General features: G+C 69.7%; 17 protein-coding genes. 7 read left to right on the forward strand and 10 right to left on the reverse strand.

Annotated features, from left to right (window positions below; genetic code table 11):
* Position 1: 1 nt before the first annotated feature.
* The 8 genes from CHC02_RS07865 to pilG form a co-directional block, all read right to left on the reverse strand.
* Positions 2-514: a chemotaxis protein CheW gene (locus CHC02_RS07865; protein WP_244160944.1), complete on the reverse strand. Its 513-nt coding sequence runs from the start codon at positions 512-514 to the stop codon at positions 2-4.
* Entirely contained in the window at positions 511-1,548 is a 1,038-nt protein-coding gene (locus tag CHC02_RS07870; RefSeq protein WP_089391089.1) for a chemotaxis protein CheB, read from the reverse strand. The genes CHC02_RS07865 and CHC02_RS07870 overlap by 4 nt, the downstream gene beginning before the upstream one ends.
* Entirely contained in the window at positions 1,541-9,445 is a 7,905-nt protein-coding gene (locus CHC02_RS07875; RefSeq protein ID WP_089390936.1) for a hybrid sensor histidine kinase/response regulator, read from the reverse strand. The genes CHC02_RS07870 and CHC02_RS07875 overlap by 8 nt, the downstream gene beginning before the upstream one ends.
* 24 nt (positions 9,446-9,469) lie before the next feature.
* Positions 9,470-10,327 (reverse strand): protein-glutamate O-methyltransferase, encoded by an 858-nt coding sequence (locus tag CHC02_RS07880; protein ID WP_089390937.1) that lies wholly within the window; start codon positions 10,325-10,327, stop codon positions 9,470-9,472.
* 59 nt (positions 10,328-10,386) lie between these two features.
* On the reverse strand, positions 10,387-12,435 hold the full coding sequence (locus CHC02_RS07885) for a methyl-accepting chemotaxis protein (protein WP_089390938.1): 2,049 nt from the start codon (positions 12,433-12,435) through the stop codon (positions 10,387-10,389).
* 83 nt (positions 12,436-12,518) lie between these two features.
* Positions 12,519-13,055 carry a chemotaxis protein CheW gene (locus CHC02_RS07890; RefSeq protein ID WP_089390939.1) on the reverse strand — a complete coding sequence of 179 codons (537 nt, stop codon included), beginning with the start codon at positions 13,053-13,055 and terminating at the stop codon, positions 12,519-12,521.
* 45 nt (positions 13,056-13,100) lie between these two features.
* The gene (pilH, locus tag CHC02_RS07895) at positions 13,101-13,466 is read right to left on the reverse strand and encodes a twitching motility response regulator PilH (RefSeq protein ID WP_009615257.1); all 366 of its coding nucleotides are present in this window, start codon (positions 13,464-13,466) and stop codon (positions 13,101-13,103) included.
* Positions 13,467-13,511: 45 nt separating this feature from the next.
* A complete protein-coding gene (gene pilG / locus CHC02_RS07900; protein ID WP_009615249.1) occupies positions 13,512-13,919 on the reverse strand; it encodes a twitching motility response regulator PilG in 408 nt (135 codons plus the stop codon).
* 248 nt (positions 13,920-14,167) lie between these two features.
* On the opposite strand from pilG, the gene gshB reads away from it, so the two are divergent.
* The 7 genes from gshB (at position 14,168) to CHC02_RS07935 (ending at position 20,101) form a co-directional block, all read left to right on the forward strand.
* Entirely contained in the window at positions 14,168-15,139 is a 972-nt protein-coding gene (gene gshB, locus CHC02_RS07905) for a glutathione synthase (RefSeq protein ID WP_089390940.1), read from the forward strand.
* 84 nt (positions 15,140-15,223) lie between these two features.
* Positions 15,224-16,117, forward strand: a complete 894-nt coding sequence (locus CHC02_RS07910) for an energy transducer TonB (RefSeq protein WP_089390941.1) — start codon at positions 15,224-15,226, stop codon at positions 16,115-16,117.
* Positions 16,118-16,166: 49 nt separating this feature from the next.
* A complete protein-coding gene (locus CHC02_RS07915) occupies positions 16,167-16,733 on the forward strand; it encodes a YqgE/AlgH family protein (protein ID WP_009615246.1) in 567 nt (188 codons plus the stop codon).
* Positions 16,733-17,161, forward strand: coding sequence for a Holliday junction resolvase RuvX (gene ruvX, locus CHC02_RS07920; protein ID WP_089390942.1), 429 nt, complete (start codon positions 16,733-16,735; stop codon positions 17,159-17,161). The genes CHC02_RS07915 and ruvX overlap by 1 nt, the downstream gene beginning before the upstream one ends.
* A gap of 118 nt (positions 17,162-17,279) precedes the next feature.
* Positions 17,280-17,789 carry a bifunctional pyr operon transcriptional regulator/uracil phosphoribosyltransferase PyrR gene (gene pyrR / locus CHC02_RS07925; protein WP_089390943.1) on the forward strand — a complete coding sequence of 170 codons (510 nt, stop codon included), beginning with the start codon at positions 17,280-17,282 and terminating at the stop codon, positions 17,787-17,789.
* A 39-nt stretch (positions 17,790-17,828) separates the two neighbouring features.
* Positions 17,829-18,833, forward strand: coding sequence for an aspartate carbamoyltransferase catalytic subunit (locus CHC02_RS07930; protein ID WP_089390944.1), 1,005 nt, complete (start codon positions 17,829-17,831; stop codon positions 18,831-18,833).
* Positions 18,830-20,101, forward strand: coding sequence for a dihydroorotase (locus CHC02_RS07935; RefSeq protein ID WP_089390945.1), 1,272 nt, complete (start codon positions 18,830-18,832; stop codon positions 20,099-20,101). The genes CHC02_RS07930 and CHC02_RS07935 overlap by 4 nt, the downstream gene beginning before the upstream one ends.
* A 351-nt stretch (positions 20,102-20,452) precedes the next feature.
* Here the strand turns inward: CHC02_RS07935 and CHC02_RS07940 are convergent, their stop codons facing one another.
* Together CHC02_RS07940 and CHC02_RS07945 are read right to left on the reverse strand one after the other, a co-directional pair.
* A complete protein-coding gene (locus tag CHC02_RS07940; RefSeq protein ID WP_089390946.1) occupies positions 20,453-21,625 on the reverse strand; it encodes a cystathionine gamma-synthase in 1,173 nt (390 codons plus the stop codon).
* Positions 21,622-22,995 carry a pyridoxal-phosphate dependent enzyme gene (locus tag CHC02_RS07945; RefSeq protein ID WP_089390947.1) on the reverse strand — a complete coding sequence of 458 codons (1,374 nt, stop codon included), beginning with the start codon at positions 22,993-22,995 and terminating at the stop codon, positions 21,622-21,624. Before CHC02_RS07945 ends, CHC02_RS07940 begins: the two co-directional genes overlap by 4 nt.
* Positions 22,996-23,080: the final 85 nt, after the last annotated feature.

A 23,080-nucleotide genomic window follows, 5' to 3' on the forward strand; every position in this document is an offset into this window, starting at 1 on the left:
CTCAGATCAGCCCGGCATCGGCGAGCTTCTGCTCCAGCGCCACCAGGTCGGGGATGCGCACCAGTTCGTCGCCGACGCTCACCGCCGCCAGCTCCAGCGGCGCCAGCCCGGTTTCGGCGCGGGGCAGCTCGGGGCCGACCTTGAGCGAACGCGGGATGCCCTGGGCCAGCAACGCCAGGAACTTCACGTGGGGGCGGCCGCCCAGGGCGTTGAGGACGATGACCCGCGCCCCCGGGCCGGCCTGGGCCGAGCCGCCGGACGCCGCCTCGAAGGACAGCAGCGGCAGGCGCAGGTCGCGCCAGGCCACCTGGCCCAGGTACCAGGCCGGCAGGCCCGGCTGCGCCTGGGGCGCACGGTAGGCGATCAGTTCGGCCACGGCCACGTTGGGCAGCAGCAGGGTGCGGTCGGCCAGGGGCACCAGCAGCCCGGTCAGGCTGGCGGGTGCCTCGTCGCCGCCGAGGTTGGCCGGGGTGCCGTTCACAGGGGCTTCCTGCGGCAGGGAAAGATCACTCATGACTCCACTCCAGTGGCCGCACACTGCGCGGCCAGGTGTTCGACCAGCGCCGCGGCTAGCTCGCGCGGGTCGGCCGAGAAGGTACTGTAGCCGCCCTCGCGCAGGCTGTCGGGCATGCTCGAGCAGGCGCAGCCGTCCGCGCGCTGCGTCCAGATCTCGGCGCCCTGGCGGCGCACGTAGGCCGCCGCGGCGCTGCCGTCGCTGCACATGCCGCTGAAGACTATCACCCCGCAGCGGTTGCCGAACTGCTGGGCGAGGTTGAGCATCATCTGGTCGATGGACGGGCTGTAGGGCTCCGGCCAGGCCCGCTGGCCCAGGCGCATCCGGCCATCGTCGGCGAAACCCAGCTCGTGCTGCACCGGCACCACGACCACTTCGCCGCAGCGCAGCCAGTCGGCGTCGCGGGCGAGGTTGACGCGCCACTGGCTATGCCGCCCCACCGCCTGCGGCAGGCTCTGCTCGAACGAGGGGGCGATGTGCTGGGCATAGAGGAAGGCCAGCGGCAGGCCGCCCGGCAGCGCATCGAGGAACGCCTTGACCGCCGCCGGGCCGCCCAGGGACGCGGCCAGCAGCCAGACCTGGCGCGCCGGCTCGCCCACCTGCAGCGGCGAGGCCGCCAGCCCGTCGGGCAGGGCGATGCGGCTGGGCCGCTGGGCCTCGCCCAGCAGCGCCTCCAGGCTCTGGCCGACGTTGGCGCTGGGGTCGCCCACCAGGCGCCGCAGCTTGCCCACCAGGCGCCGTTCCCAGCGCGGGTAGTGCTCGGAAAGCCGCTCGGGGGCATGGCCCTCGCCGAACAGCACCGGCACCTGCGCCTGTTCCAGCAGGTTGTCCAGCAGCGGCGTGTCTTCCTGCTGGGCCAGGTCGACCAGCCACAGGTCGGTCTCGCAGGCGGCCAGCTGGGCCTCGTCCAGGCGCCCGGGGTCGGCGTTGAGCACCACCTGGTAGCCATGCCCGGCCAGGGCCTGCTGCAGCACGTGGCGCTGCAGCGAGGTGTCGGCGATGATCGCGATCCTTGCGCCACTCTGCTCAGGCATGGGCATTCACCAGTGCCTGGATGCTGTCGAGCAGCTCGGATTCCTGGTAGGGCTTGCCCAGGTAGCGGTTGACGCCGATGGCCAGGGCCCGATCGCGGTGCTTCTCGCCGGTACGCGAGGTGATCATGATGATCGGCAGGTCCTTCAGGCGTTCGTCGTGGCGCACCAGGGTGGCCACCTCGAAGCCGTCCATGCGCGGCATCTCGATGTCCAGCAGCATGATGTCGGGCTTGTGTTCCTGCAGCTGGGCGATGGCGTCGACACCGTCCTTGGCGGTCAGCACGTTCATGCCGTTGCGCTCCAGCAGGCGGCTGGTGACCTTGCGCACGGTGACCGAGTCGTCCACCACCATGACCAGGGTCGGGCGCTGCTGCTCGCTGTCCGCCTGCGGCGCGCTGGGCAGCGCGCGGCGCGGCTGGGCATGCAGGGCGAGGCTGGCCAGGCGGGCGCGGATGGTCGCCAGCAGGTCGAGGATCACCACCACGCGGCCGTCGCCGAGGATGGTCGCGCCGGAAATGCCGCTGACCCCGGCGAACTGCGCGCCCAGGCTCTTCACCACGATCTCGCGGGAGCCGGCCAGGGCATCCACCTGCACCGCCACGGCATGTTCCGCGGAGCGCACCAGGATCACCGGCAGCGGCAGCGACTGGCCCACCAGCTTGGGCTGCTGGCCGTTGTTCAGCAGGTCGCCCAGGTACTTCAGCTCGTAGTCCTGGCCGGCATATTCGAAGTGCGGCGCATGGCCCTGCCTGCCGCCTTCCTCGTAGAGGGCCTCCAGCTCGTAGGGCGAGACGCGGACGATGCCCTCGATGGTGTTCAGCGGCACGGCGTACAGGTCCTCGCCGGAAAGCACCATGAGCGCGCGGTTCACCGACACGGTGAAGGGCAGGCGGATGGCGAAGCGGGTGCCCTTGCCCGGCTCCGACTGGATGCTCATGGAGCCGCCGAGCTGCTTGACCTCGGCGTTGACCACGTCCAGGCCGACGCCGCGCCCGGAAATCTGCGTGAGCTTCTCGGCGGTGCTGAAGCCGGCCTCGAGGATGAACTGCAGCACCTCGTGGTCGGAAAGCTCGGCATCGGCCGCCATCAGCCCGCGCTCGACGGCCTTGCGGCGCACCGCGTCGAGGCGGATGCCGCCACCGTCGTCGGCCAGGCTGAGGAGGATGTCGCCGCCCTCGCGGCCCAGCTCCAGGCGGATGCTGCCGGCCTCCGGCTTGCCGGCGGCGCGGCGCGCGTCGGCGGATTCGATGCCATGGTCGACGGCGTTGCGCAGCATGTGCTCCAGGGGCGCGACTATGCGCTCCAGCACGGTGCGGTCCATTTCCCCTTCGGCGTTGCCGACGATGAACTCCACCTGCTTGCCCAGTTCGCCGGCGACCTGCCGGACGATCCGCCGCAGGCGCGGCACCAGGCGGTCGAAGGGCACCATGCGGGTGCGCATCAGGCCTTCCTGCAGCTCGGTGTTCACCCGCGCCTGCTGCAGCAGCAGGGTCTCGGCGTCGCGGTTCTTCGCGGCCAGGGTTTCCTTGAGGTCGAACAGGTCGGACGCGGACTCGAACAGCGCGCGGGACAACTGCTGCAGTTGCGAGTAGCGGTCCATTTCCAGCGGGTCGAAGTCCTCGTAGCCGGCGCGCTCGGCGTCGGCCTGGTGGCGCGAGAGAATCTGCGCCTGGGTCTCGGTGTCGAGGCGGCGCAGCTGGTCGCGCACCCGCTCGATGGTGGCGTCCATCTCCGTGAGGGTCGAGCCGACGTCGCTCACCTGCTGCTCGACGCGGCCACGGAAGATGGAGGTTTCGCCGGCCAGGTTGACCAGGTTCTCCAACAGCGGCGCCGGGACCTTCACCAGCTCCTGCGGGGCGCGCCGCGCGGCGGCCTGCTGCGCGGCCTCCTGGGCGCGCTGGACGAAGGGCAGCACCTTGGGCGCCTCGCTGCGCGGCGGCTCGGCGACGGCCATGATGGCGCCGGCGGCCAGGACCGGCAGCGGCGCCTCGACCGGCTCCGGCTCGCTGGCGGGCGGCGGCGTGACGGCCGCGGCGCTCTCCGCGGCGGCATCGGCCTCGCCGACCTGCTGGCGCAGGTGGTCCACTTCGTTCTGCAGGCCGTCGAAGCCCGACTGCACGTCGAGCAGCAGGCTGTCCGGCCAGGGCGCGCCCTGACGCTGGGCTTCGGTGAGGTGTTCCTCGAGGTCGTGGGCGAGGTCGCCGAGGGCGTTCTGCCCGGCCAGCCGAGCGCCGCCCTTGAGGGTGTGGAGGATGCGCAGCAGCTCGTCGAGGGCGCCGTGGTCGCCATCGGCGTCCCAGCGGCCCAGGGCGTGCTCCATGCCTTCGAGCAGGTCGTCGGCTTCTTCCAGGAAGATGTCGATGATGTCCGCCGCCGGCTCGTCGCCGCCCAGCAGGGTCGAGGCCAGCGGCTGCAGGCTGACGCTGCTGGGCATGCTCAGCTGTTCGTCGGGGTTGGCGCGGAAGTCGCGGATCGCCGCGATCAGCGACTCGCCCTCGGGAACCGGCCGCCGGCCCTGCACCGCCTCGAGCATTTCCGCCAGGCGGTCGTGGCAGCGCTGGAGCAGCGCGAAGAGCCCGTCGCTGGCGCGCAGGCGCCCGCCGCAGAGGCCTTCGTAGAGGTATTCCAACTCGTGGGCGAGGTCGCCGATGGGGCGGATCTCGGCCATGCGCGCGCCGCCCTTGAGGGTATGCAGGTCACGCTGCAGGGCCTCGAGCTCGACGCCGTTGTCGACGTTGCCCATCCAGCGCTGCAGCGCGCCGGCCGCGCTTTCCAGGATGTCGAAGCCTTCCTCGAGGAAGATGTCCACCAGTTCCTGGTCGTGCACTTCCAGCGGTTCGAACGCCGGCTTCGCCGCGGGTCCGGCGTCGTCGGCCCGTTCCAGGGCCTGGGCGCTTGGGTCGCTTTCCACCTCGTGGAGGAAGGTGGCGAGGTCGATCTCCTCCAGCACGGGACCGGTCGCCCCGGGCGCCGCGCTTTCGCTTTCCGGTTCGGGCTCCGACTCGGCTTCGGTCCCGTCCACGACCGGCTGCGGCGGCTCGTCCAGCAGCGGTTCGGCTTCGGCTTCGGCTTCGGCTTCGGCTTCGGCTTCGGCTTCGGCTTCGGCTTCGGCTTCGGCTTCGGCTTCGGCTTCGGCTTCGGCTTCGGCTTCAGGCTGGTGCTCGGCCGGCGCGGCGGTCAAGGCCGTTTCGGGGTTCTGGCGGAAGGCGCGGATGCGCTGGATCAGGTCGTCGGGGTCGGTCAGCGGCTGCCCGGCCTGCAGTTGGTCGAGCTGTTGCGCCAGGCAGTCGTGGCAGGCCTGGAGCAGCCCGAGGAGGCCGGGGTTGGCCTGGAAACGGCCATCGAGCAGGCCTTCGTAGAGCGACTCCAGTTCATGGGAAAGGTCGCCGATCTCGCGAATCTCGGCCATGCGCGCGCCACCCTTGAGGGTGTGCAGGTCGCGCTGCAGGGTGGACAGCGGGGCTGCCACGTCCGGGGCCTGGGCCCACTGGGCCAGGGCCTGGCCGGCGCTGTCGAGGATGTCCACGGCCTCTTCGAGGAAGATCGCCACCATTTCCTCGTCCAGCGTCGGCGCCACGCCGGACGTGCGCACGGCCTCCGGCTCGGCGGGCGCGGGCTCCGCCGCCCCGGCGAGCGGCGCCGCCGGCCATTGCAGGCCTTCGGGCAGGTCTTCCGGGGCGGTGGGACGGTCGAGCAGCAGCTCCTCGTCTTCCAGCGGGAAGTCGTCGGCGGTGAGCTGGTCGAGGTCGATGAATTCGCTCTCGCCTTCCACTTCCGCCGGCGCCGGCGCGGAAGCCTCGTCGGCCGCCGGGGCCGGTGCTTCGAGCAGGCGGTGCAGGGCCTCGACCTGCTGCGGGCAGGCGCTGACCTGCAACGCGGCGGCCACCTGGTCCATCATGCCGATCAGCGCCTCGTGGGCGTCCTCGGCGGCGCCGAAGAAATCGTCGCCCACCGCCAGCCGGCCCTGCTGCACCGCGCCGTAGACGGCCAGCAGCGCCTCGCACAGCTCGGCCATCTGCGGCAGCTCGGCCTGCTGCGCGCCCTTGGCCAGGGTCGCCAGCTCGTCGTGCAGGGCGTCCAGTTCCTGGCTTTCATGGGGGTGTTCGCGCCAGCGGCCGAGCAGGTCCTCGGCGTCCAGCAGGATGTTCATGCCCTCGGCGAGGAACAGGCCGAGCATCTGCGGGTCACCGGCGCTCTCGCCGCTTTCGCCGCGGCGCTTGGCCTCCGCGGCCTCCAGGCGCTCCTGCTGGACCTGGGCGATGCGCCGCAGCAACTCGTCGCCGCCGTCGATGCGCGCCAGCGGGCGGCCGGCGTCCAGTTGCTGCAGGCCGACCCTGAGCAGGCGCCCTGCCTCGCGCAGCAGTTCGGCCTCGCGCAGGTCGACCTGCAGCAGGTTGGTCTTGAACTCCTTCACCAGCCGCTCCAGCGGCGTGGCGATTTCCGCGATCGGCAGGATGCCGGCCATGTGCGCGCTGCCCTTGAGGGTGTGCAGGGCACGCTGCAGGTCGTCGGTGACCGGCTGGGGCAACTCGCGTTCGCAGTCGGCGAGGAAGCCGCCGAGGGTCTCCAGGTGGGTCTCGGCCTCGTTGCGGAAGATTTCCAGCAGTTGCGGGTCGAGGCCTTCGTCCAGGGCCGCGGCTTCCAGCACGGGCTCCAGCGCCGCCTCGGCCGCCGGGGTTTCCCCGCCTTCCGGCGGCGGCACCGGCTCGCCCTTGGCCAGGGCGTGGGCGGTGGCGGCGAGCTGGTCGACATCGTCGCGCTGGCGCTGCGCGCTGGCGGCGAACTCGTCCACCAGCGCCGGCATCAGTGCCACCACGTCGCCCACCACCTGCAGCACCGGCGCGCTGGCCGCGATGCTGCGGTCGAGCACGCGGTTGAGCAGGTTCTCGATGGACCAGGCCAGTTCGCCGACCACCAGCGCCCGGACCATGCGCCCGCTGCCCTTGAGGGTGTGGAAGGCGCGGCGGATCTCGGTCAGCGCCTCGCGGTCGTCGGTATCGGCCTGCCAGCGCGGCAGGTATTCGTTGATGGTCTCCAGGACCTCGCCGGCTTCCTCGATGAAGACCTCGCGCAGTTCCTCGTCCACCGGCTCCTCGTCGGCCGGCGGCGGCAGCAGGCTGGGCGGCACCTCGCGGGCCGGCGGGTTGATCGCCTGGGCCGGGGTTGCCATCACCTCGGCCAGGGACAGCGGCCTGGCCACCTCCGGCTCGGCCGCGGGCTCGGCCGGCGGCGTCGGCAGCTCGACCTCGGGCAGGTCCAGCGCGGCCATGTCCAGGGCTTCCCAGGCCTGGTCGGCGGCACTGGGCTGGGCGACGGCCGGGGCCTCGTCGAGGTCCGGGGAGGATAGCTCGGGTAGCCCTTCCGCCAGCGGCTCGAGCGCATCGAGCGGGGCGTCCAGCGCCAGCGTGGGCAGCTCCCCGGCCGCCGGTGGCTCGTCGGCTAGGGGCTCCAGGCTCCACTCGCCCAGGCTCGGTGCGACGTCGCCGGGTTGCGGGGCGTCGAACGAGAGGTCCCATTCGAGTTCGCCGGCCGACGCCGGCAGGCTGGTTTCCGGCTCGGCACCGGCATCCAGGGCCGGCAGCTCGTCCAGGCTCCACGTCGTATCGGGGGCGGAGGGGGTTTCTTCGTCCAGCGTCCACTGGATTTCGCCTTCCGCGGCAGCGGGGCTCGCGGCGGCCTCCAGGCCCGGCAGGTCGTCGAGGGTCCAGGAGTCGCCGGCGGCCGCCAGGCCGGGCGCGGCATCGGCGGCCTTCAGCGCGTCCGGGCTGTCCAGGGACAGGCCCTGGTCCAGCGACCAGCCCTGCTCCAACGGCTCGGCGGGCTGCTCCAGCGGCGCGTCGAGGCTGAAATCGACGCCGGCATCGTCGAGCGCCGGGGCCTCGGGCTCGGCCAGGGTCCAGTTGTCGTCGGAGACCAGCAACGGCGCCTCGACGTCCTCGCGGATCGGCGCCGCTTCCTCGGTGGCCGGCAGGTCCCAGGAAAGCTCGTCGCCGGCTTGGGCGAGATCGCCGGCATTGGCCGGCTCCCAATCGGGTTCGGCGGCGAAGGCCTGCGCGGCCTCCGGCACTATGCCATCGGGCGCCTGCAGTTCGTCGACGGCGCCCTGCTCCGCCAGCACGTCGGCGGCGGCGCTGCTCGCCAGCAGGTCGATTTCCGCCAGCGTCTCGTCCGCCGGGGCGGCGGGCGTGGGCGCATCCAGGATGGAAGGCCGCGGCTTGAGCGGGTAGCCCAGCTGATCCAGGCTCTCCTCGGCGACGTCGAGGATCAGCTCGCCGGAGCTACCCTGGTCCTCGGAGAGGCGTTCGAGGTAGTACTCCACGCCGGTGATGGCGTCGGCCAGGGTGTCCAGGCTGTGCCAGTCCGGCACCGCCTGGCGCGCCAGCAGCTGTTCCTGGATGTAGCGGTTGCAGGCTTCCAGCAGCCGCGCCGCGCGGCCCTGGTCGATCATTTCCAGGCCACCGCGGACCTGGGTCAGCAACTCCGGCACCCGCGCCAGGTGCTCGTGGTTCCACTGCGAGGCGATGAACTCGATGATGGCGTCCTTGGCCAGCTCCAGGCCGTTGCGCGCCTCCTTGATCACCACCTGGTGGATCTGCGCCACGTCGGTGGTCGGCAGGCGGCTCTCCTCGTCGCCGTGTTCCTCGCTGGGCCCGGCCATGCCGGCCAGGGTGGCCTCGACGTAGAGCAGCGCGCCGGCGACGTCCATCAGGGTCGCGTCGCTGGGCTCGCGGCGCCCGTCGGCCAGGGCGCCGACCACTTCGAGCTGGTCGAGGATCACCCGGCGCGGCTGGCCGAAGCCGAGCACCGCCAGGGTGTCGGCGATCTGCTTGAGCGGCGTCACCAGGGCCTGCAGGTCCGCCACCGCGGAGCGGTCGCTGCGCACGAAGAGGTCGAGGCTGTCCTTGACCCGCACCAGCTCCTCGCACAGGGCGCCGACCACCGAGCGCATGGCGTCGCGATCGGGGCCGGCCAGGCGGGCGCGTTCCTCGTCCACCACGGCGGCGCCGGGCAGCGCCTCGTCCAGGCGGTATTCGTCCTTGACCTCGCGCACCTTGGGCGACTGGTCGGAGGCCTTGGCCACGTAGAACAGCAGGTTCTTCACCAGTTCGTCGGGCGCCGCCTGGTTCATGCCGTCGGCGCCCTCCTCGACCAGGCGCTTGAACTCGCGGTCGACCTGGCGCAGCAGGTTGCGCACCGTGGTGCCGTTGGCGATGCTGCCGTTGGCCAGGCCCTCGACCATGGCCGAGGCGATGGTCCACAGGCGGCCCAGCGGGGCCTCCCGGCACAGCGATTCGAGGCGGGCGAAGACCCGCGCCATGTAGCCCAGGTTGGTCGGCAGGTCCTGGTTGCGGATCACCCCGACCAGCGCCACCTGCAGCATCTGCCGCAGCTTGCGCAGCAGCACCGGCAACTCGGAGGTGCGCAGGCGCGCCAGGGCGTCGTGGGGCAGCAGCGGCTTGCCGCCGGACAGGTCGGGGGCGAACAGGCTGGTTTCCGAGAGCAGCTTCTCGCCGCGGGCGGCGCGCAGGTCGTTGAGCAGCGGCAGCACCACCATCGGCAGGTCGCGGCGGGCGCTCTGGATGCGGTCGAGGTACACCGGCAACTGCAGGATGGCCTGCATCAGCACTTCCAGGGCCTCGCCCTGGCTGGGCACGCGCTGGTCGATCAGCGCCTGGGTGAGCTGCTCCATTTCCTCGGCGAGCAGGGCGGCGCCATAGAACTCCACCATCTGCAGGGTGCCCCGCACCTGGTGGACGTGGGCCAGGCAGAAGCCCATGCGCGTGGGGTCCTGCGGGTTCTCGACGAACGCCTCCAGGGCTTGCCGCGCCTGCTTGAGGGTTTCGGCGATCTCGCCTTTCACCCATTCCAGGGCGACATAATCGTGCCGATCACCCATAGCCACTCCACTCATGTGTCTGTGTCATCCCTTCCGGGTAAAGGCCAGAACCCGCTCGTCGGCCACCGGCACCAGGTCCGGGTGCTGCCATTCGGCCACCTCGCCAACGCCTATCACCAGCAGCCCACCCGGCGCCAGGCGCTCGGCCAGGCGGTTGAGGATGTCCCGGCGCCGCCAGCGGCGGAAGTAGATCAACAGGTTCTGACAGAAGATCACGTCCAGGCCGGACATGGGCGCCTGCCCCAGGTCCAGCACGTTCAATCGCGTACAGCACACCCGCTCGGCCAGCTCGGGTCGTACCCGGTAGCGGCCGTCGGCCTCTTCCCGGAAATAGCGTTGCTTCAGTTCGTCCTCGACATCCGCCAGCTTGCGCGCCGGGTACAGCCCCTCGCGGGCCTTGCCCAGGGCGCTGAGGCTGATGTCGGTGCCGCTCACCCCGTACAGCGCCGGCAGCTCCAGTTCGCGCAGCGCCTCGGCGACCACCATGGCCAGCGAGTAGGGTTCCTCGCCGCTGGAACAGCCCACGCTCCACAGCGCCAGCGGCCGCCCCAGCGCCGGCAGGCGCTCGCGGACGTAGCCGGCGAGCAGCTCGAAGGACGCAAGGTGGCGGAAGAAGCGGGTTTCCTGGACGGTCAGGCGGTCCAGCAGGTTCGACCACTCCACCGCGCCCCGCGGGCCATCGGTGACCTGGCGGTAGTAGCTGGCGTAGTCGCCGATGCCCAATTCGCGCATGCGCGCGCCCAGGCTGGTCTGCAGGAAGGTCCGGCGCTGTTCGTTGACCACCACGCCGGTGCGTTCTTCCAGCAGAGCCTGCCAGTCGCGGAACTCCGCCGCCGACATGTCGGCCAACGGCTGCAACGACCAGACGCCAGTTGCCTGCATGTCGCGCCTCTCGCTCAAGACTGTCGTGCGCGGTGCCCTTCAGCCCCGCGCACCTCCGCTCAGGCCCGTTCTGCCAGGTCCGGCAGCTTGAAGCCGGATACCGAGTTGCGCATCTCGCTCGCCATCTTCGCCAGGTTGCCGATGCTGCGCGCAGTGGCGGTGGTACCGGCGGAGGTCTGCGAGGTGATCTCCTGGATCACGTTCATGGTGTTGGAAATGTGGCCGGCGGACGACGCCTGCTGACGGGCGGCGTTGGAGATGTTCTGGATCAGCGCCGCCAGGGTCTTGGATACCTTCTCGATCTCTTCCAGGGCCACACCGGCGTCCTGCGCCAGGCGGGCACCGCGGACCACTTCGGAGGTGGTCTGCTCCATGGAGATCACCGCTTCGTTGGTGTCGGTCTGGATGGTCTTCACCAGCGCCTCGATCTGCTTGGTCGCGGCGGAGGAACGTTCCGCCAGGCGCTGTACCTCGTCCGCCACCACGGCGAAGCCGCGGCCCGCGTCACCGGCCATGGACGCCTGGATCGCGGCGTTCAGGGCGAGGATGTTGGTCTGGTCGGCGATGTCGTTGATCAGGCTGACGATGTCGCCGATCTCCTGGGACGATTCGCCCAGGCGCTTGATCCGCTTGGAAGTGTCCTGGATCTGCTCGCGGATGTTGTCCATGCCGGTGATGGTGTTGTGCACCACCTCGTTGCCCTTGTTGGCGATGGCCACCGAACGCTCCGCCACCGCGGAGGACTCGCTGGCGTTCGCCGATACCTGGTCGATGGACACGGCCATTTCGTTGATCGCCGCGGAGGCGCCGGCGATTTCCTGGGCCTGGTGCTCGGAGGCCTCGGCCAGGTGCATCGCCGTGGCCTGGGTTTCCTGGGCGGCGGCGGCCACCTGCACGGCGGTCAGGTTGATGGTTTCCACCAGCTCGCGGAGCTGGTCGATGGAGTAGTTGATGGAGTCCGCGATGGCACCGGTGAAGTCCTCGGTCACGGTCGCGGCCACGGTCAGGTCACCGTCGGCGAGGTCGGCGATCTCGTCGAGCAGCCGCAGGATCGCCGCCTGGTTGCGTTCGTTCTTCTCGGCGGTCTCGGCCAGCCGGCGGTTGGTCTCGCGCACCATCACCAGGCCGATGAGGATGATCGAGCCGAGGGCGAGGATGGCCAGGGCGACGCTCGCCACCTGGTTGAGGTGACGGCTGCCGGCCAGGTTCTCGAAGCCGTCGGCCAGCTTGGAGGCCTTGTCCAGCAGGGTCTGCGAGCTGCTGAAGATGGTGTTGGCGGACTCGCGGACCTGGAACAGTTCCGGCGAGGTCTCGAGGATCTCGTCCACCGAGCCCGAGACGAACTCGAACAGCTCGGAAATCTCGTTGAGGCGGTCCACTGCCTCGGCGTTGGTCACCTTGGAGATGCTCATCGCCGCGTTGCCTTCCTTCATGCCCTTGAGCACCCGGCCGAACAGGCTGGCGTCGCGGCCGAAGCTGTCGGCGGCCTGCACCGAGTTCTCGTCGCCGGCGAGCACCTTGTTCACCGAGCCGAGGATACGTTCGGCGAGCAGCGACTGGCGCTGGGCCACGGCGACCTGGTCGGCCGGCGCGCCGCTTTCCAGGAGGATGTCCACCACTTCCTCGTAGGTCACCTGCAGCTGCGGGATGGTCTCGGCGAGGGTCGCGGCCACCTGGTGCAGCGAGAGCACGGTCTGCTCGCTGGCGAGGATGGAGTCGGTGTTCTTGCGCAGCAGGTCCCAGTCCTTCTGCACGTCGGCCATCTGCGCCTGGACGTCGGCCGGGCTCGACGGCAGGCCGGTGGTCTCGTCACCCTTGAGCAGCACGTTCCAGCGCTTCTCGAAGTCGTTGCGGGCGTCCTTCAGCGACTTGAACGCCTCGCTCTTGCCCGCCGCCGCTTCCGTGGCGTTCTTGGCGATCCGCTGCGACAGCACGCGCAGTTCGCCGGCGTGGCCGATGTACTGCTTGTCGTGGTTCGACTGGGTGTTGAGGTAGGCGAAGTTGGCGAACAGCAGCACGATCGAGACGATCAGGACGATGAACAGCCCCGCGATCAGTGAACTGCTGCGCGCCCCCGAAAAGAGATTGCCTGTCTTGATTTTCTTCATATACGGCCCCCGCCTGGACCCACCACGATTTCGGTTTCCATGTCACGACACGGGCCGGAAGTCCCCGGCCCAACCGGTTTCAACTAGCTGGCGACGTCGAGGAAGCCCGGGTGCTGCGCCAGGGCATGCGGGCTGAATACCAGCCAGGGCTGCTCTCGATGGAATACGCCATGAACAAAGGGTTGCAGCGCCGCCTCCAGGGGCGGCAACTGCTCGCTGAAGGCATCCACCGGGAAGTGCTGCATGCCCAGGACCTCATCGACGATGAGCCCGGCGAACACCTCCCCGTGTTCCACCACCAGCACGCGGCGCTGCTTGCGCAACGGCGACAGCTCCGCGCCGAGAAAACCGCACAGGTCCATGATCGGCAGCAGCCGACCGCGGACGTTGGCCACGCCCCGGACCCACTCGCGCACGCCGGGCAACAGGGTGTAGCGCGGCTCGTGGAGCACTTCGCCGACCTCCCCCATGGGCGCCACGAACAGGCGCCCGGCCATGCGGAAGCCGATGCCGTTCCAGCTCTGCACGACCTCGCGCTGCGCCGGCAGGCCGGCAGCCAGGCGACGGCAGCGCTGGTCGATCTCGACGAGAAGCTGGTAGGGACTCTGGACTTCAGACATGCCGGCCCTGGCCTTTTCTAATAGTTATTCGGGCCCCGCCCGGCGTCAGCCGGCGAGTACCGCGTTGATGGTCTTGAGCAGCGTTTCCTCGTCGACCGGCTTGGTCAGGTAGTCGCGCGCGCCCTGGCGCTTGCCCCAGACCTTGTCGGTCTCCTGGTCCTTGGTGGTGACGATGATGACCGGGATGGCGCTGGTCTCCGGGTCCTTGGACAGCTGGCGGGTGGCCTGGAAGCCGTTCAGCCCGGGCATGACGATGTCCATCAGGACCACGTCCGGCTTCTCCTGGCGCGCCAGGGCGACGCCGTCGGCGCCGTTCTCGGCCTTGAGCACCTGGTGCGAATGCTTCTCCAGCATCGCGGTCAGCTTGTACATCTCGGTCGGAGAGTCATCAACAATGAGGATTCGAGCCATTGGGGTCCCCCAGGAAAAGGCATCACCGGCACGCAGGGCCGGACATCAGGAAGCTTGCTCCACCGGGGTGAAGTCTGGCACGTGGGTCTTGATGGCGCCGAGCAGCTCTTCCTTGCTGAAAGGCTTGGTGAGGTACTGGTCGGAGCCGACGATACGACCCTTGGCCTTGTCGAACAGGCCGTCCTTGGAGGACAGCATGATCACCGGGGTGGATTTGAAGGCGCTGTTGTTCTTGATCAGGGCGCAGGTCTGATAGCCGTCCAGGCGCGGCATCATGATGTCGACGAAGATGATGTTCGGATGGGTGTCGGCGATCTTCGCCAGCGCGTCGAAGCCATCGATGGCCGTGATGACATCGCAGCCGACTTTCTTGAGCAAGGTTTCGGCGGTACGACGGATCGTCTTGGAATCGTCGATGACCATGACCTTCAAACCATCGGAATGCTGTTCCATGTTCGCCCTTTTACCATCTCGGTGAATCGTTACTGTCTTATATTCAGTGCGCTGACGCCCTGCCACCGTTCGGGCTGCGACCCAATCGTCGGAGTCTTTTAGCACACTCTCCCGCATCCATCCATAACACCCCGGATGCGCTGGCTTTTTCCTTGACCGGGCACATATCCGGCGCCACCCTGAGCACTCTTTTCCGCCCTTTTCGGCGCGGTTTGTCGCCGCACCTGCCCCTTTCGGAGGACTTCCCCATGAGCGTACGCCTGGGCATCGTGATGGACCCCATCGCCAGCATCAACTTCAAGAAGGACAGCTCCCTGGCGATGCTGCTGGCGGCCCAGGCCCGCGGCTGGTCGCTCTTCTACATGGAACAACGGGATCTTTACCAGAAAGCGAACGCCGCGTGGGCGAAGGTCCGCTCCCTGAAGGTCTTCAACGATGCCGAACGCTGGTACGAGCTGGGCCAGGAGACCGACCTGCCGCTCGCCGAGCTGGACGTGATCCTGATGCGCAAGGACCCGCCCTTCAACAACGAGTACATCTATTCCACCTACCTGCTGGAACAGGCCGAGCGCGCCGGCACCCTGGTGGTGAACCGGCCGCAGAGCCTGCGCGACTGCAACGAGAAGTTCTTCGCCACGCTGTTCCCGCAGTGCACGCCGCCGACCCTGGTCACACGGCGCGCCGACATTCTGCGCGAGTTCGCCGCCGAACATCGTGACATCATTCTCAAACCCCTCGAAGGCATGGGCGGCACCATGATCTTCCGCCACCGCGAGGGCGACCCGAACCTCTCGGTGATCCTCGAGACCCTGACGCTGCACGGCCAGCAGCAGATCATGGCGCAGCGCTACATCCCGGAGATCAAGGACGGCGACAAGCGCATCCTGATGATCGACGGCGAGCCGGTGGAATACTGCCTGGCGCGCATCCCGGCGCAGGGCGAGACGCGCGGCAACCTCGCCGCCGGCGGCCGCGGCGTGGCCCAGCCGCTGTCCGAGCGCGACCGCTGGATCGCCGGGCAGGTCGGCCCGCAGCTGCGCGAGCGCGGCCTGCTGTTCGTCGGCCTGGACGTGATCGGCGACTACCTCACCGAGATCAACGTCACCAGCCCGACCTGCATCCGCGAGATCGACAAGGCCTACGACACCCGCATCGGCGAGCGCCTGATGGACGCCATCGCCGGCAAGCTCAAGGCCCGCGGGGCAGCGGCGCAAGTTTGACGCAACCGACAACTTGACGCTTGCCGCTTGCAGGCGGCGGCCGGGGAAAGCAGACTTCGCCCACCCCGGCCGGCTCGATATGCAATGAACGCTGCAACCTCCCCCCAAGCCTTCCCGTCCTCCGGCGTCCGCCCGGCGGACCGCCTGGGCTTCACCCTGTTCGTGGCGGCGGTGCTGCACGTGGCGCTGATCCTCGGCGTGGGCTTCTCGATGCCGCACCCGAGCCAGTTGAGCAAGACGCTGGAAATCACCCTGGCCACCTTCAAGAGCGAGAAGAAGCCGGAGAAGGCCGACTACCTGGCGCAGATGAACCAGGAAGGCAGCGGCACCCTCGAGCACAAGGCCGTCCCCAAGACCACCGAGCAGGCGCCGTTCCAGGACAGCGAGGCGAAGAAGGTCGCCCCGCCGCCGACGCCGAAGCAGGCCAGGGAGGCGGAGTCGCCCAAGACCGCCGTGGCCACCAGGGCGCCGAAGCCGCAGAAGGTCCAGGCCAAGCCGCAGAAGCCCAAGGCCGAGCAGGTCGCCCAGCCGGCGCCGCAGTTCGATTCCAGCCAGCTGTCGGCGGAAATCTCCAGCCTCGAGGCGGACCTGGCCAAGGAACGCCAGGCCTACGCCAAGCGCCCGCGCATCCACCGCCTGACCGCCGCCTCGACCATGCGCGACAAGGGCGCCTGGTACAAGGAGGAGTGGCGCAAGAAGATCGAGCGCATCGGCAACCTCAACTACCCCGACGAGGCCCGCCGCCAGCGCATCTACGGCAGCCTGCGGATGCTGGTGTCGATCAACCGCGACGGCTCGCTGTACGAGGTGCAGGTGCTGGAGTCCTCCGGCCAGCCGCTGCTGGACCAGGCCGCCCAGCGCATCGTGCGCCTGGCCGCGCCCTTCGCCCCCTTCACCGGCGACCTGGCGGACATCGACCGCCTGGAGATCATCCGCACCTGGCGCTTCGAGCGCGGCGACCGGCTGTCCAGCCGCTAGGCTCCGCGGGCGGCTTGCAGGCCGCGCGCCCAAGCCTGAAACTAGCGCCATGAACACAGCGCCCACCTACCTCAAGCACCACTTCCTGATCGCCATGCCGCACATGGCCGATCCCAACTTTGCCCAGACCCTCACCTACCTGGTCGAGCACAACGAGCAGGGCGCCATGGGCCTGGTGATCAACCGCCCCAGCGGCCTGAACCTCAGCGACGTGCTCGAGCAGCTGCGCCCCGAGCCCCTGCCGCCGGCGCGCTGCCAGGGCATCACCGTCTACAGCGGCGGCCCGGTGCAGACCGACCGCGGCTTCGTCCTGCACCCGGCGGGGCAACTGTTCCAGGCCACCCTGGAGCTGGGCGAGCTGAACCTGTCCACCTCCCAGGACGTGCTCTTCTCCATCGCCGACGGCAGCGGCCCCGCGCAGAGCGTCATCGCCCTCGGCTACGCCGGCTGGGAAGCCGGCCAGCTGGAGGCCGAGCTGGCCGACAACGCCTGGCTGACCTGCCCGGCGGACCTGGAAGTGCTCTTCGACGTGCCCGCCGAGCAGCGCCTGGCCGCCGCCGCGCAGCGCCTGGGGATCAACCTCAGCCTGCTCACCGCCCAGGCCGGGCACGCCTGATGGCCGCGCCGCGCCTGCTGCTGGGCTTCGACTACGGCACCAGGCAGATCGGCGTCGCCGTCGGCCAGGCGGTCACCGGCCAGGCCCGCGAACTCTGCGTGCTCAAGGCGCAGAACGGCGTGCCGGACTGGAACCGCGTCGAGGCGCTGATAAAGGAATGGCAGCCCGACGCCATCGTCGTCGGCCTGCCGCTGAACATGGACGGCACGCCCAGCAAGATGAGCGAGCGCGCCGAGAAGTTCGCCCGCCGCCTGCACGGCCGCTACAACCTGCCGGTACACACCCACGACGAGCGCCTGACCACCTACGCCGCCAAGGGCGAGCGCCTGGCCCAGGGCCAGCGCGACGGCTACCGCGAACGCCCGGTGGACGCCCTGGCCGCGGCCCTGCTGCTCGAGGGCTGGCTGGAGGCGCACGGCGGCGCTTGACCTGCGGCAGTGCCGGCCGCGGCACACGCGCTAATCTTGAGCGGGTACCCGCCGCACGGGCGCCCGAGGAATCCACGGCGGCCCAGCCTGGACCGCCACGAGTCATCCAGGAGATGTCATGAACCTGCCCAGCCCCGCCGAACTCCTGCCGCGCATGGCCACCGACCTGCGCAACCACCTCGCCGAGCGCGGCATAGACGCGCCGCGCTTCGTCGGCATCCACACCGGCGGCATCTGGGTCGCCCAGGCCCTGCTCAAGGAGCTGCACAGCGAGGAGATCCTCGGCATCCTCGACGTGTCCTTCTACCGCGACGACTTCACCCGCAGCGGCCTGCACCCGCAGGTCCGTCCGTCGGAACTGCCGTTCGAGATCGACGGCCAGCACCTGGTCCTGGTCGACGACGTGCTGATGAGCGGCCGCACCATCCGCGCCGCGCTCAACGAGCTGTTCGACTACGGCCGCCCGGCCAGCGTGACCCTGGTCTGCCTGCTGGACCTGAACGCCCGCGAACTGCCGATCCGCCCCGACGTGGTCGGCCAGACCCTGTCGCTGGCCCCCAATGAAAGGGTAAAATTGCGCGGTCCCGCACCACTCGTCCTCGAGCGCACCCTCATCAGCGCGCTCTGAACGCGCGCGCCACCCTTTCCACCATTCAGGGCCTGCCCCATGCCGACAGACGCCAAGCGCCCGCTGCAGCTCAACGACCAGGGCCAGCTGCGCCACTTCCTCTCGCTCGACGGCCTGCCCCGCGAGCTGCTGACCGAAATCCTCGACACCGCCGACTCCTTCCTGGAAGTCGGCGCGCGCGCGGTGAAGAAGGTCCCGCTGCTGCGCGGCAAGACCGTGTGCAACGTGTTCTTCGAGAACTCCACGCGCACCCGCACCACCTTCGAACTGGCCGCCCAGCGCCTGTCCGCCGACGTCATCACGCTGAACGTGTCGACCTCCTCGACCAGCAAGGGCGAGACACTCACCGACACCCTGCGCAACCTCGAGGCCATGGCCGCCGACATGTTCGTCGTGCGCCACAGCGACTCCGGCGCGGCGCACTTCATCGCCGAGCACGTCAGCCCCCGGGTGGCGGTGATCAACGGCGGCGACGGCCGCCACGGCCACCCGACCCAGGGCATGCTCGACATGCTCACCATCCGCCGCCACAAGGGCGGCTTCGAGAACCTCTCGGTGGCCATCGTCGGCGACGTCCTGCACTCGCGGGTGGCGCGTTCGAACATGCTGGCGCTGAAGACCCTCGGTTGCCCGGACATCCGCGTCATCGCCCCGCGCACCCTGCTGCCCATCGGCCTGGAGGAAGTCTACGGGGTGAAGGTGTTCACCGACGCCAACGAAGGCCTCAGGGACGTCGACGTGGTCATCATGCTGCGCCTGCAGCGCGAGCGCATGCAGGGCGGCCTGCTGCCCAGCGAAGGCGAGTTCTTCAAGCTCTACGGCCTGACCGAGAAGCGCCTGAGGCTGGCCAGGCCGGGCGCAATCGTCATGCACCCGGGACCGATCAACCGCGGCGTGGAGATCGAGTCCGCGGTGGCCGACGGCGAGCAGTCGGTGATCCTCAACCAGGTGACCTACGGGATCGCCATCCGCATGGCCGTGCTGTCCATGGCCATGAGCGGGCAGAACGCCCAACGCCAGCTGGAACAGGAGGACGCGCAATGACCGTCAGCATTCACGGCGCCCGCGTCATCGACCCGGCCAGCGGGCTGGACCAGGTCTGCGACGTCCACGTCGAGGCCGGCAGGATCATCGCCCTGGGCCAGGCCCCGGCCGACTTCCACGCTGCCCAGGAACTGGACGCCGCCGGCCTGATCGCCGCGCCCGGCCTGGTGGACCTGAACGTCGCCCTGCGCGAGCCGGGCTACAGCCGCAAGGGCAACATCGAAAGCGAAACCCGCGCCGCCAGCGCCGGCGGCGTCACCAGCCTGTGCTGCCCGCCGCAGACCAGGCCGGTGCTGGACACCCCGGCGGTGGCCGAGCTGATCCTCGACCGCGCCCGCGAGGCCGGCAATGCCAAGGTCTTCCCCATCGGCGCGCTGACCCGCGGCCTGGCCGGCGAGCAGCTGTCCGAACTGGCCGCCCTGCGCGACGCCGGCTGCGTGGCCTTCAGCAACGGCCTGGCGCCCCTGGCCAGCAACCGCGTGCTGCTGCGCTCGCTGGAATACGCGGCGACCTTCGACCTGACGGTGATCTTCACCTCCCAGGACGCCGAACTGGCCCAGGGCGGCCTGGCCCACGACGGCCCCACCGCCAGCTTCCGCGGCCTGGCCGGCATCCCCGAGAGCGCCGAGACCGTGGCCCTGGCCCGCAACCTGCTGCTGGTGGAACAGAGCGGCGTGCGCGCGCACTTCAGCCAGCTGACCAGCGCCCGCGGCGTGGAGATGATTGCCCAGGCCCAGGCCCGCGGCCTGCCGGTGAGCGCCGACGTGGCGCTGTACCAGCTGATCCTCACCGACGAGGCCCTGGCCGACTTCTCCAGCCTCTACCACGTGCAGCCGCCGCTGCGCTCGCGCAAGGACCGCGACGCCCTGCGCGAGGCGGTGAAGAGCGGCGTGGTGCAGGCCATCGCCAGCCACCACCAGCCCCACGAGGCGGACGCCAAGAACGCCCCCTTCGCCGACACCGAGCCGGGCATCAGCAGCGTCGAGCTGCTGCTGCCGCTGGCCATGACTCTGGTGCAGGATGGCCTGCTCGACCTGCCGACCCTGCTGGCACGCCTGACCAGCGGCCCGGCCACCGCGCTGCGCCTGCCGGCAGGCCGCATCGCCGTGGGCGAGGCCGCCGACCTGGTGCTGTTCGAGGCCGAGGGCCAGACACTGGCCGGCGAGACCTGGTACTCCCGCGGCCAGAACAGCCCGTTCATCGGCCACTGCCTGCCGGGCGCGGTGCGCTGCACCCTGGTGGATGGGCATATCGTTCACGCGGTCTGAGCTTGTCAGGCATGAAGAAGCCCGCCAGTTGGCGGGTTTTTTCGTTTTCTGTAGGAGCGAGCTTGCTCGCGAACGGGGCTTGCAGGGGACTTTTGGCGTTGAGCTTTAGAGCGCCCTCTCCCTAACCCTCTCCCTGAAGGGAGAGGGGACCGTTCGGAGTGCGTTGATACTTCGGCGTTAGCCGGCTACTCCACGGAAGTCAGGATGAAACCACACCTTTTCTCGGCACGGACAAGCCCCCTCTCCCTTCAGGGAGAGGGCTGGGGAGAGGGAACGGAGGTCACCTCATGCACAGCATGGCCGGGAAGCACCATTCGCGAGCAAGCTCGCTCCTACGAAAAGCCCCCTTAGTTAGATAGTCGCCAACGCCTGCGCCAAATCCGCACGCAGGTCCTCGACATCCTCCACCCCCACCGACAACCGCACCAGCGCATCACCTATCCCCAGTTCAGCCCGGGTAGCCGGCGGGATGGTGGCGTGGGTCATGATCGCCGGGTGCTCGATCAGGCTTTCCACCCCGCCCAGGCTCTCGGCCAGGGCGAAGATGCGCACGTTCTCCAGGAAGCGTTTCGAGCCGGCCAGGTCGGTGGCCAGGTCCATGGAGATCATCCCGCCGAAGCCGTTCATCTGCCGCTTCGCCAACGCGTGCTGCGGGTGCGAGGGCAGGCCTGGGTAGTGCACCCGCGCCACCTGCGGCTGGCGCTCCAGCCACTGGGCCAGCTCCAGGGCGTTGGCGCAGTGCCGCTCCATGCGCAGGGCCAGGGTCTTCACCCCGCGCAGGGTGAGGAAGGCGTCGAAGGGGCCGGCGATGGCGCCCACGGCGTTCTGCAGGAAGCCCAGGCGCTCGGCCAGCTCGGGATTGTCGCCGACCACGGCGATGCCGCCGATGACGTCGGAGTGGCCGTTCAGGTACTTGGTCGTCGAGTGCACCACTACGTCGAAGCCCAGCTCCAGCGGGCGCTGGATGCGCGGGCTGGCGAAGGTATTGTCGGCCACGCAGAGGATGCCGCGGCTGCGGCACAGGCGGGCGATGGCCTCCAGGTCGGCCAGGCGCAGCAGCGGGTTGCTCGGCGTCTCTATCCAGACCATGCGGGTTTCCGGGCGCAATGCGGCCTCGATGGCGCCGGTGTCGGTGAGGTCGACGAAGCTGAACTCATGCCCGGCGCTGCGCCGCCGCACACGCTCGAACAGGCGGAAGGTGCCGCCGTAGATGTCGTTGCCGGAAACGATGTGCGAACCGGCGTCGAGCAGCTCCAGGGTCGCCGAGATGGCCGCGAGCCCCGAGGCGAAGGCGAACGCCCTGCTGCCGCCCTCCAGGTCCGCCACGCAACGCTCCAGGGCCCAGCGCGTGGGGTTGTGCGAGCGCCCGTAGTCCAGGCCCTTGTGCACCCCGGGGCTGTCCTGCAGGTAGGTGGAGTTGGCGTAGATCGGCGGCATCAGCGCGCCGGTGGACGGGTCGGGCGCCTGCCCGGCGTGGATGACCCGCGTGGCGAAACCGCGGGGCGCTTGGGAATCCTGGCTCATGGGAGCGTTCTCCGAAGATGGTTGAGCAGGTCGAAACGGGTGATCAGGCCGTGGAAGCCCGAGGCGTCGGCGATGATGGCGACCAGGCCGCGGTCCAGCTCGGCCTGCAGTTCGGCCAGGCTGGCGTCCGGGGCCAGGGTTTCCAGGCGGGTGGTCATGGCGCTGGCCACCGGCTGGCGGAAATGGCTGGCGTCGGCGTGCACGCCCAGCAGGATGTCGGATTCGTCGATGACCCCGGCCAGCTTGCCGTTGGCCAGCACAGGCAGCTGCGAGACGTCGGCCAGGCGCATGCGCTGGAAGGCCGTCAGCAGGGTGTCGTCTGGCCCCACGCTGATCACCCGGCCCTCCTCGAAGCGCCGCGCGATGATGTCGCGCAGGTCGCCGTAGCGCTTGCGCTGCAGCAGGCCCTGGTCGGTCATCCACTGGTCGTTGTAGACCTTGGACAGGTAGCGCGTGCCGGTGTCGCAGACGAAGCTGAGCACGCGCCTGGGCTGCGTCTGCTCGCGGCAGTAGCGCAAGGCGGCGGCCAGCAGGGTGCCGGTGGAGGAACCGCCGGGGATGCCCTCGGCGCGCAGCAGCTCGCGGGCGTGGGCGAAGCTTTCCTCGTCGCTGATGGAATAGGCGTGGCGCACGCTGGAAAGGTCGGCGATAGAGGGAATGAAGTCCTCGCCGATGCCTTCCACCGCCCAGGAACCCACCTCGCCCAGGGTGCCGTCGCGCACGTAGCCGGCCATCACCGAACCCACCGGGTCGGCCAGGACCATCTCCAGGTCCGGCTGCACCTGGCGGAAGAAGCGCGTCAGCCCGGTGAGGGTGCCGGCCGAGCCGACGCCGACGACGATGGCGTCGAGGTCATGGCCGGTCTGCTGCCAGATTTCCGGGGCGGTGCTGGTCTCGTGGGCCAGGGGGTTGGCCGGGTTGTTGAACTGGTCGGCGAAGAAGGCTCCGGGGATGTCCCGCGCCAGGCGCGCGGCCACGTCCTGGTAGTACTCCGGGTGGCCCTTGCCGACGTCGGAGCGGGTGATGTGCACCTCGGCGCCCATGGCCTTGAGGTGCAGCACCTTCTCGCTGGACATCTTGTCCGGCACCACCAGCACCACCCGGTAGCCCTTGGCGCGGCCCACCAGGGCCAGGCCCAGGCCGGTGTTGCCGGCGGTGGCCTCGACGATGGTCCCGCCGGGCTTCAGGCGGCCGTCGCGCTCGGCGGTCTCGATCATGGCCACGCCGATGCGGTCCTTGATCGAGCCGCCGGGATTCTGCGATTCCAGCTTGAGGAACAGGGTGCAGGGGCCGGTATCGAAGCGGGTGACCTGCACCAGCGGGGTATTGCCGATCAGGTCGAGTACGGCAGGACGAAGTTCGTTGCTCATGGCATCCACTCCTTGTCGGCGCCACGGGGATCGCCCGGCGGCGCGCCTTTATGGTCCTCCTGACCATAGGCCGGCGCCTGCCCGA

It is taken from the genome of Pseudomonas delhiensis, from assembly GCF_900187975.1.
In the GTDB taxonomy this organism is placed as follows: Bacteria; Pseudomonadota; Gammaproteobacteria; order Pseudomonadales; family Pseudomonadaceae; genus Pseudomonas; species Pseudomonas delhiensis.

Bases quoted from the DNA above. Each gene is read 5' to 3' on its own strand.
- pilH (WP_009615257.1), bottom strand. From the start codon at position 13,466: ATGGCTCGAATCCTCATTGTTGATGACTCTCCGACCGAGATGTACAAG.
- CHC02_RS07940 (WP_089390946.1), bottom strand. From the start codon at position 21,625: ATGAGCCAGGATTCCCAAGCGCCCCGCGGTTTCGCCACGCGGGTCATC.
- CHC02_RS07930 (WP_089390944.1), top strand. From the start codon at position 17,829: ATGCCGACAGACGCCAAGCGCCCGCTGCAGCTCAACGACCAGGGCCAG.
- CHC02_RS07870 (WP_089391089.1), bottom strand. From the start codon at position 1,548: ATGCCTGAGCAGAGTGGCGCAAGGATCGCGATCATCGCCGACACCTCG.
- CHC02_RS07875 (WP_089390936.1), bottom strand. From the start codon at position 9,445: ATGGGTGATCGGCACGATTATGTCGCCCTGGAATGGGTGAAAGGCGAG.
- CHC02_RS07865 (WP_244160944.1), bottom strand. From the start codon at position 514: ATGAGTGATCTTTCCCTGCCGCAGGAAGCCCCTGTGAACGGCACCCCG.
- pilG (WP_009615249.1), bottom strand. From the start codon at position 13,919: ATGGAACAGCATTCCGATGGTTTGAAGGTCATGGTCATCGACGATTCC.
- gshB (WP_089390940.1), top strand. From the start codon at position 14,168: ATGAGCGTACGCCTGGGCATCGTGATGGACCCCATCGCCAGCATCAAC.
- CHC02_RS07945 (WP_089390947.1), bottom strand. From the start codon at position 22,995: ATGAGCAACGAACTTCGTCCTGCCGTACTCGACCTGATCGGCAATACC.
- CHC02_RS07885 (WP_089390938.1), bottom strand. From the start codon at position 12,435: ATGAAGAAAATCAAGACAGGCAATCTCTTTTCGGGGGCGCGCAGCAGT.
- CHC02_RS07915 (WP_009615246.1), top strand. From the start codon at position 16,167: ATGAACACAGCGCCCACCTACCTCAAGCACCACTTCCTGATCGCCATG.
- CHC02_RS07910 (WP_089390941.1), top strand. From the start codon at position 15,224: ATGAACGCTGCAACCTCCCCCCAAGCCTTCCCGTCCTCCGGCGTCCGC.
- CHC02_RS07935 (WP_089390945.1), top strand. From the start codon at position 18,830: ATGACCGTCAGCATTCACGGCGCCCGCGTCATCGACCCGGCCAGCGGG.
- ruvX (WP_089390942.1), top strand. From the start codon at position 16,733: ATGGCCGCGCCGCGCCTGCTGCTGGGCTTCGACTACGGCACCAGGCAG.
- pyrR (WP_089390943.1), top strand. From the start codon at position 17,280: ATGAACCTGCCCAGCCCCGCCGAACTCCTGCCGCGCATGGCCACCGAC.
- CHC02_RS07890 (WP_089390939.1), bottom strand. From the start codon at position 13,055: ATGTCTGAAGTCCAGAGTCCCTACCAGCTTCTCGTCGAGATCGACCAG.
- CHC02_RS07880 (WP_089390937.1), bottom strand. From the start codon at position 10,327: ATGCAGGCAACTGGCGTCTGGTCGTTGCAGCCGTTGGCCGACATGTCG.